This window comes from Okeania sp. SIO2B3 (genome assembly GCF_010672525.1).
In the GTDB taxonomy this organism is placed as follows: Bacteria; Cyanobacteriota; Cyanobacteriia; order Cyanobacteriales; family Microcoleaceae; genus Okeania.
Genome location: NZ_JAAHGH010000180.1, coordinates 1 through 8,105 on the forward strand (window position 1 = coordinate 1; position 8,105 = coordinate 8,105).

General features: G+C 35.3%; 7 protein-coding genes. 2 read left to right on the forward strand and 5 right to left on the reverse strand.

Translation table 11 applies throughout. The features are described from left to right. Positions 1-587: 587 nt before the first annotated feature. From rimO to F6K15_RS36815, 5 genes are all read right to left on the reverse strand, one after another. Complete coding sequence (gene rimO / locus F6K15_RS36795) at positions 588-1,919, reverse strand: 30S ribosomal protein S12 methylthiotransferase RimO (protein ID WP_293070922.1); 1,332 nt, start codon at positions 1,917-1,919, stop codon at positions 588-590. Between the two features lie 849 nt (positions 1,920-2,768). Then, a complete protein-coding gene (locus F6K15_RS36800; protein ID WP_293070924.1) occupies positions 2,769-3,671 on the reverse strand; it encodes an OmpA family protein in 903 nt (300 codons plus the stop codon). A 388-nt stretch (positions 3,672-4,059) separates the two neighbouring features. Continuing rightward, complete coding sequence (locus F6K15_RS36805) at positions 4,060-4,200, reverse strand: hypothetical protein (protein WP_202221695.1); 141 nt, start codon at positions 4,198-4,200, stop codon at positions 4,060-4,062. An 829-nt stretch (positions 4,201-5,029) separates the two neighbouring features. Continuing rightward, on the reverse strand, positions 5,030-5,227 hold the full coding sequence (locus tag F6K15_RS36810; protein ID WP_293070927.1) for a type II toxin-antitoxin system PemK/MazF family toxin: 198 nt from the start codon (positions 5,225-5,227) through the stop codon (positions 5,030-5,032). Between the two features lie 218 nt (positions 5,228-5,445). Continuing rightward, entirely contained in the window at positions 5,446-5,574 is a 129-nt protein-coding gene (locus F6K15_RS36815) for a hypothetical protein (RefSeq protein ID WP_293070929.1), read from the reverse strand. 108 nt (positions 5,575-5,682) lie between these two features. Here F6K15_RS36815 and F6K15_RS36820 point away from each other — a divergent pair, with 108 nt between their 5' ends. Both F6K15_RS36820 and F6K15_RS36825 read left to right on the forward strand, forming a co-directional pair. Next, positions 5,683-7,095 carry a hypothetical protein gene (locus F6K15_RS36820; RefSeq protein ID WP_293070930.1) on the forward strand — a complete coding sequence of 471 codons (1,413 nt, stop codon included), beginning with the start codon at positions 5,683-5,685 and terminating at the stop codon, positions 7,093-7,095. A 27-nt stretch (positions 7,096-7,122) separates the two neighbouring features. After that, positions 7,123-7,365, forward strand: coding sequence for a hypothetical protein (locus F6K15_RS36825; RefSeq protein WP_293070932.1), 243 nt, complete (start codon positions 7,123-7,125; stop codon positions 7,363-7,365). Positions 7,366-8,105 lie beyond the last annotated feature (740 nt).

The following is an 8,105-nucleotide window of genomic DNA, read 5'->3' on the forward strand; positions in this document are numbered from 1 at the left end:
TTATCAAATTCCTGTTGGACAAGGGAGGAAAAAATTACCTTTATTTTGAGGTTTTCCATGTCCCCACCCCTTTACCTACAGTTGTCATAGGTATGTTATGATACTTAGCAGCTCACATTAGGGTAGCTCGTCTTTATCTTCATAATCATTAACATAATAACAAAAGACTTAACATTTGCCACATTTATTACATATTTTCCTTGAATTAACTTAATTTTTTAGATTTTGTACATTGATATAGAGGTTTTGGGACATGATAGACTTTTTGCAGAAGTTAATTAAAACTGAGAAAGGTATTAAATCAGGACTTACGCAAATTTACCTTTAAAACGCCATATGTAGGGGGAAATGGCATTCGCCCCCATTAGATTTAGTGTCTGTGCGTAAGTCCTGAAATATAAAGTCTGTAAAGCAATCAAAGTTAAGAAGAATTTCTGATGTATATATTGTAATGTGTTAAGATTCTAAGCTTGACAAGAGGTCTAGTATAGTATATATCTTCTGAATATCATTAAGTTGCCAGACTTAATGTGTTTAATGATGCTTTGGCAATTCCTAAAAATTTACCCTACACTTCAACTGAATTACTAATTGCTCAATTTACTTAAGTCTACATAACCATACAAGTCGTAAATATCTGCATCTGTAATCATCACTGGCACAATTGAACCCAAACGGGCCTTACCTTGGAGATAAACAAGTCCATCAACTTCTGGAGAAAACCGCGATGACCTACCAATCAACTCTCCTGTCTGGGGATTTTCCTGTTCAATCAGTACATCAACTACTTGTCCCACTGATTTTTGATTCTGTTTCCCTGATATGGGCTGCTGGACTTGCATAATTTCTTCTCTACGGGCGTCCATCACCGCTTGAGGCAACTGATTAGACAAATTATAGGCGGGTGTTCCTTCTTCTGGAGAGAAAGTAAATACCCCGACATGATCGAACTCGTGGCGCTTGACAAATTCTACTAAATGTGTATGATGCTCTTCCGTTTCACCAGGGAAGCCTACTATAAAAGTTGTCCGCAACACAGCATTAGGCATAGCTGCTTTGATTTTTTCGATTATATCATCATTAACCTGACCTTGCCAAGGTCTATTCATTGCCCGTAAAATTTGAGGATGAGAATGTTGTAAGGGCAAGTCGAGATAGGGTAAAATATTGGGAGTTTCTTGGATGGCGGCTATTACTTTGGGAGTCAAACCTGTAGGATAGGCATAATGCATTCTAATCCAGGGTATATCAACTTTTCCCAAGGCGCTGAGAAGTTCGGCGAGTTTGGGTTCGCCATAGATATCCACTCCATAGTTAGTGGTTATTTGGGAGATGAGGATGATTTCTTTTACCCCTTGGTCTGCTAGTTGTTGAACTTCGGTGACAATAGATTCTATGGTGCGCGATCGCTGATTTCCTCGTAGATGAGGAATAATACAAAAAGCACAACGATAATCACAACCTTCAGCTATTCGTACATAAGCAACTCCTTCGGATGTGGTGCGGTAACGTGGGGTTGTTTCATCGGCGATATAGGTTGGTTGAGGGGAGACTTCTGTGACGCGATCGCCTTTTTCTACTCGTTGCATCACATCAACTATTTTATGATAATCTCCAGTCCCCACAAGTGCTACTGCTTCTGGCAGTTCTGCAAGTAATTCTTCTTGGAAGTGTTGCGCCATACAACCTGCGATGACTATTTTTTTGTTAGCTTCTGCTAATTCTACTAAAGTACGAACAGACTCTTCTCTAGCATCTTGAATAAAACTACAGGTGTTGACTACTACATAATCTGCTAATTCTTCGTTAGCATCTACTTGATAACCTGCTTGTGCTAGTAAACCTATGATATGTTCGGTATCGATACGGTTTTTTTCGCACCCTAAGTGAGAGAATGAAATGGTAGGTTTTGTAGACATCTAATCTATAAGTTCAGAGTTATTAATTTTGATTTGGAACAGTCTTTTAATATAGCATATTACCTAGGAGCGGGGGAGTAGCGGAGTAAGGGAGTAGGGGAGATTCTATATAATCAGGACTTACGCAAAGACACTATGTATAGCAATGTGCGCTGGCATATTTACACATTATTTTTTGTACACCTTTTCGCTTACTGCACTTTGAACTGGACATTGTAAGTACCTGAGCGCTCATTGCTATATAGAGTCCAGTAACTATTGTCCAATAGTCACAAGTACTATATATAGCGTATCTCCGTAAGTCCTAATAATATTATGTCCGGATAAGAGCGCGATAGAACTCCGTTCCGCTTACGCAATCAAAAAACTTTCTCTTTTTTTCTTGCTTCTTCCTTCTTTCTTCCCTCCTGAGTCCTGACTCGGTCCTCCTGACTCCTCCGTCGTTGATCTATAACTATTCAACCGGACATGATATAAGGTATAGCAGTCGAAGGAAAGAGCGCGGGGACAGATCGAGAAGCTCTAAAACTCAGACAACACAATATTTTGGTTGTCCTGGGGAGCGTCATTTCTGTCATCAGTTAGCCTCCTAGCGGAGGAGCTACGCTAACAGTACCTCTGCAGTAAGGAGACTTGAGTTCGGGAATATTCTCTTTTTCTATCCTCTTAAAAGGGGAAGCTTTAGACCAGATTTTTTCGGTAATGGTGAAGATATATATTGTTGAATTTCTTCCCACACTCCCCACACTCTCTCTAACCACCACCAATATTTTTTCTTCTTCCTTCTTCCTTCTTCCTTCTTCCTTCTTACTTCTTCCTTCTTACTTCTTCCTTCTTCCTTCTTCCTTTTTAATTAGCAGGTGTCAAAATAATTACCGTTCGCTGGTTAATATCAGCAGCAGGATCGCTACCAGGGAGTGGTTGAGAAAATCCCATTCCTTCGCCAACAACCTGATATGGTAAATTCTGCTGTTTCAAATATTCGACCACTGCATTTGCTCGGTCTTCAGATATTTCTTGATTTAACTGAGCACCACCGACCTGAGATGTATGACCTTCAACTCTAATCGTAACTTTATTCGGATCGTATTCTTTAATTTCTGAGATGAGACTATTTATAGTTTGCTCTGCTTGGGGAGATAATTCAAATTCATCAAATCCAAATTTTACTTGACCTAAAGTTTTGTTTTGACTCAAGTTCTTACCTTGTGGTTGAGATGTTGTAGATGTGTTGGTAGTAGCAGCAGAAGTTTCAATTTCGGGTGATGATGTAGCAGTTGGTTGTGCAGTTTCTGCTCCAGAGGTAGTAATAAAGTTAGTTGTATTATTAGTAGGTGATACGGTCGCGGATGGAGAAGTAGATACTGAGCTAGTAGTTGTTTCTGTTTCTGGGGTTTGTGTTGTTGTAGTAAAAGACTCTGTTTGAGTAGTTGTCGTATCAGTTGTGATGGGAGTTGGAGACTCTGTTTCAGTAGTTGTTTCAGTTTCTGTTTCTGGGGTTTGTGTTGTTGTAGTGAAAGACTCTGTTTGAGTAGTTGTTGGAGTTGTTTCAGTTTCTGTTGTTTGTACTTGAGTAACTTCTGTTTGCTCGTCTACATCTTCAGTTTCAGGTAATTGAACTTCAATAGTAGGTTTTTCAAAAGCTTTTGGACTTGCAAATGCCCAAGCACATATCATCATAAAACCCATACATCCTGCTAAGATAGTAGGGCTTACAGTTTGTTGTTTATGTGTTTTTTTTTCAGTAGTCATATCTAATATATAGCTCCAAAGTAGGTTTCTCTGAAATAATTTCTATTAAACTAATATGATATTGACAGAATCAGCAAGTTAGACAAAATCCCAAATCATTAATTATTGAGATTCTTGTCCTTATTTATATCAGTATTTTATGATAAAGGGCATAAATCATAAATTATTTTTTCTCAGTTCTTTATATTAAATAAATTTGATTTTAATTAGACATCTTCAGAAAAGAGGGAGTAGGGAGTAGGGAGTAGGGAGTAAGGGGAAAGAATTGATGAATAAGAGTACGATAATTGATTTTATTTTTTATTATCACGCCTATGTCTATTAAAAATTAAATATTTTAAAGAGACGTTCTGGTGGAGCGTCTCTAAATAATTTGTATTGCTCTTAACTAGCCAACTGTATAAGCGGTACTGAGTCCCCACAAAAGGAGCAAGACTATAGCACCTAAAATCAGAATGGAAGAAATGGCGATCGCGCTGGGAGTATCTGCTCCCTTAAATTTCATTATTCCACGGTCAAGGTCTGACATGATATTTATCTCCTAATTCTACTTTTGATTTTAGCTAAGATTTTCTAGAAATATGTCTATGTTGCTACTATATTTTCTCCCATTTTTGTTTCTGATTCGTCTCTAATTTTAAAATAATAATAAAGATTGGCAATGGTCATATTTGAGGCTGTTTGTAAATTGGATAATCCCAGGGTTTTATAACTTGCTTTAACTAACTATTGACTGATATAAGACTCAAATTGTTTCCTCAATTTTGGTGTCATTAAAAACAATATTTGGTCCTGGAAGGATGGGGGATGAGATTTTTGTTTTAATTTTCATTATGAACAACTTCATAAGCACCCAAAGCTGTACCTGCTTGAATTACTGGGGTCATTTCAGTTAGCCTCCTCCGGAGGAACTTTCCTACGGAATGCTACGCAAACGTTAAAAGTTATCAGTTAGCCTCCGGAGGAGGAGCTACGCTTTTTCCTGACGGAATGCTCCGCAAACATGTCGCGGAGCGAAACAGTACCTCTGCCTGTTTGCGCAGCATGACCTAGGAAAGTATTGGGATTGAAATATTGAACTTTATTTTTTTTCATACCCTTAAAAGGGTAGGCTGGAGACCTAATTTTTTGGTCAAGACAAAATTCAATATTTTTACTTCATAAATCATCAAATAAATCAATGAATTCATTGAGATTAAATTAAATTTATCTTGTCATTTTATGGCAATAATTACTTGCATTAATATCTCATATTGAATTTGACAAGCAAACTCTATTCACCGTGTTTGATCGTCGAAATATTTGATTCGATCTGCTAGTACAACTCCTGAAATTTATAATCCCTCTGGAATTGTTATTTAAAACATAAATATTTTGATTTTTGTAGTAATTGAGCATACTAAAGCTAATCCTACAAAACGGTTATATCTACTTGATGAAACTACTAAAGCAGGACGAAGGTAAGTTTGTTCTCTTCCAGACTGAAGATTAAAGTTTATCCAGACAATATTTCCCTTTTCAGGAGTATACAAATCTGAGTTATTATAATTTTTCATTTACCGAAAAATTGTGGTTTAAAGCCTCCCCTTTTAAGGGGATAATAAAAAAAAATTCATTATTAGTCAATCCTCTTCTTTTCAAGGAGAGGTAATTATTTATTATTCATTATTCATTATTAATTGTTGAATACCTCTTCTAGAGCAATTTCACCATGCAGTTGTTCTGGAGTAATTGCATCTAATAGTCGATTAAACTCTTGAGTTTTTCTCAGTAATTATGGCATTCTCATGGTAACAATTCTAATTATTAGAATTTCAATTTGTTTTGCTGTTAACTCAGATAGTTCCTGTAATTTTTCATAGAGAGATTCTAATATTTCCAAGGAAAGTTTTTGATTAGGCATTTTGTTCTTTTTTGTAACTTCTATTCAGGCAAAATAACACCATACAACCTATCTACTCAGCTATAATATTAAGATATAAATAAATATCAAATTTTTACGCGGTGTTTTATGTCGGAAAATAATGACCGTAATCCATTAGATGATATAGAATTTACTCCGGATTTAATCAGGGGTGTAAAAAAAGATAGTTCGGAATCTCATAATTATTCTGGTAATTCTGAGCAGGTAGACACTGAGGAGGAATCTGAGGAAGTTAATGAAGTTTTGCAGGTTGAAACAGCAGATTATCAGGAGTTATTTCAAGAGATTAGTTTGCTTAGAGAAAAGTTAGAGCAGTTTTCCCAAGATGTGGAAAATAATTACTCTCACCTTCAGGAAGAAGTTTCTCGGTTATCTGATTTTATGTTGGAGTTACAGGAAGAAAGGTTGAATGGAGATGTTGATTTAGAGTCGTTGTTTGGTCGAGTTAAGTCATTAGAAAATGCATTAGAAAGTTTACCTGGGCAAATAGAGGAAAGGATTAATAGTACCCTTGATTCACAACAGGAAGTAAATAAAAAATTTCAACAATTTGTAGCGGGTATAAAACAGGAGATTGAAGAAATTGTTCGGATGGTAGTGGATGTTGAATCTCAACAAGTAGATGCTCATAAATTATCTCAAGATATTAGTTTACTCAGGGAAAAGTTGGAGGAACTTTCTAATGTGGAAAGTAATTCTTCACAGCTTCATGAACAAATGGCTGAATTATCATCTCATATATTGGAGTTGCAGGAAGAAAGGTCGAATATAGGTGTTGGTTTAGAGCCGTTGTTTCGTCGAGTTAAGTCATTAGAAAATTCTCTACAAAATTTGTCTGAGCAAATAGAGCAAAGAATTAATAATAATGTTAATTCACAACAGGAAGTCAATGAAAATTTCAACCAGTTTGCAGAAGATACGAAGTTGGAAATTCAAATAATTATTCAGAAGTTAGTAGATTTTGAATCTCAACAAGTAAATGCTCAGGAATTATCTCAAGAAATTAGTTTACTGAGGGAAAGGTTAGAGCGGTTTTCTAATGTGGAAAGTAATTCTTTAGAGCTTGAGAAAAAGATTACTGAATTATGGTCTCAGATATTACATTTACAGAAGGAAAGATCGAATATAGGTGTTGGTTTAGAACCGTTGTTTCGTCGAGTTAAGTCATTAGAAAATTCTCTACAAAATATGGAGGTTAAATACTCTCAGCTTCAGGAAAAGGTTATAAATAATCTTAATATTTCTCAAGAATGGAAGGAATTTTTTTATATATCAATTTGGAGTCTTGGTTCAGCAATAATACTTTCTCTACCTAATTCGTCTATAGATAATCCCAATATTTTTTTGATTCTTCTATGCTTAGTTTTAGTTTTAGCATCACCATTTCTATTAACAAGCTTAGTGATTTTTTTCTGGAGCTATTTTTCTATAGTTTTGATGTTTGGTAGGCTATTATTTAGTAGCCCTAATTTAGTTTTGATCAAGGTTGATTATTGGTGATCTAGATATCGTTTTATATATAGTTCTATGGTATTTATAGTTGAAAAAATGATGCGTACAGAATCAGCAGGTCAAAAATTACAGGTGCTTGAGCTAAGAGAGCGTGCCAGAAGTGTTACGTCATTTTTTTTGATAATTTTTATTATATTTTTTATATCTCTTTTGGGACTTCCAGGGCATTTGATAGAGAATGAAGACATTAACTGTTCAGAAAATCAAGAAGGATGGATTTTATGTTTTTTGAACGTAGGACATAAACAACCAGAATGAATGTTTACGATTTTATTATTTATTCCAGGTCTTACAGTTTCATGGTTTGTGATTTACTGGATAATACTTCAGTTTATTAAAGCTATGGCTTTGCTTAAGCAAAAGTTTCTTGAAAGACAGAAGTAGGAAGGTAAAAAAATCAAAAAATTCCCAGAAAAAAAATGATATAAATGTTCGCTAGATTGCCAATAATAAATATAGAAGTTTGTCACAATTTTCCATAACATTTTGTAGGTTGGGTTGAGGAACGTTAGTGGAGCTTATCCGCAGAATAAACCCAACCGAAATATCTTGGCACAACTAATCACTAAATTAACAACCGTGAGTCAAATAATTTATGAATTGTTCAAAAGTTTGTTTCTTTAATTGCCGTACCTAATTGTTATGCAAAGAGTTACAGCATATTCCAAGTATATGAAGTACAAATATTAATAATTAAACGTTTCTAGTGCGGGCATCTTGCCTGCGATGGATCTACTTCACCAAAGTGGAATATGCTGTATATATAGCTCCACATTAAGATTAGAAAAAATCTCTATTACTTTTTCAATCAAATTATATTGCCCTGACTAAAAAATGTGCTGCTAGAGAAATTTTTGTTGGGTGGCACTGGTGCTTAACCCAACCTACAGCTACCAATCAATTTAGGTATGAAACTCAAAATACATAGCTACCTATTAAGACTATAAAATCTCTGTATTACCTTGGAAATAAAATTATATTGCCCTTACTAAAAAATG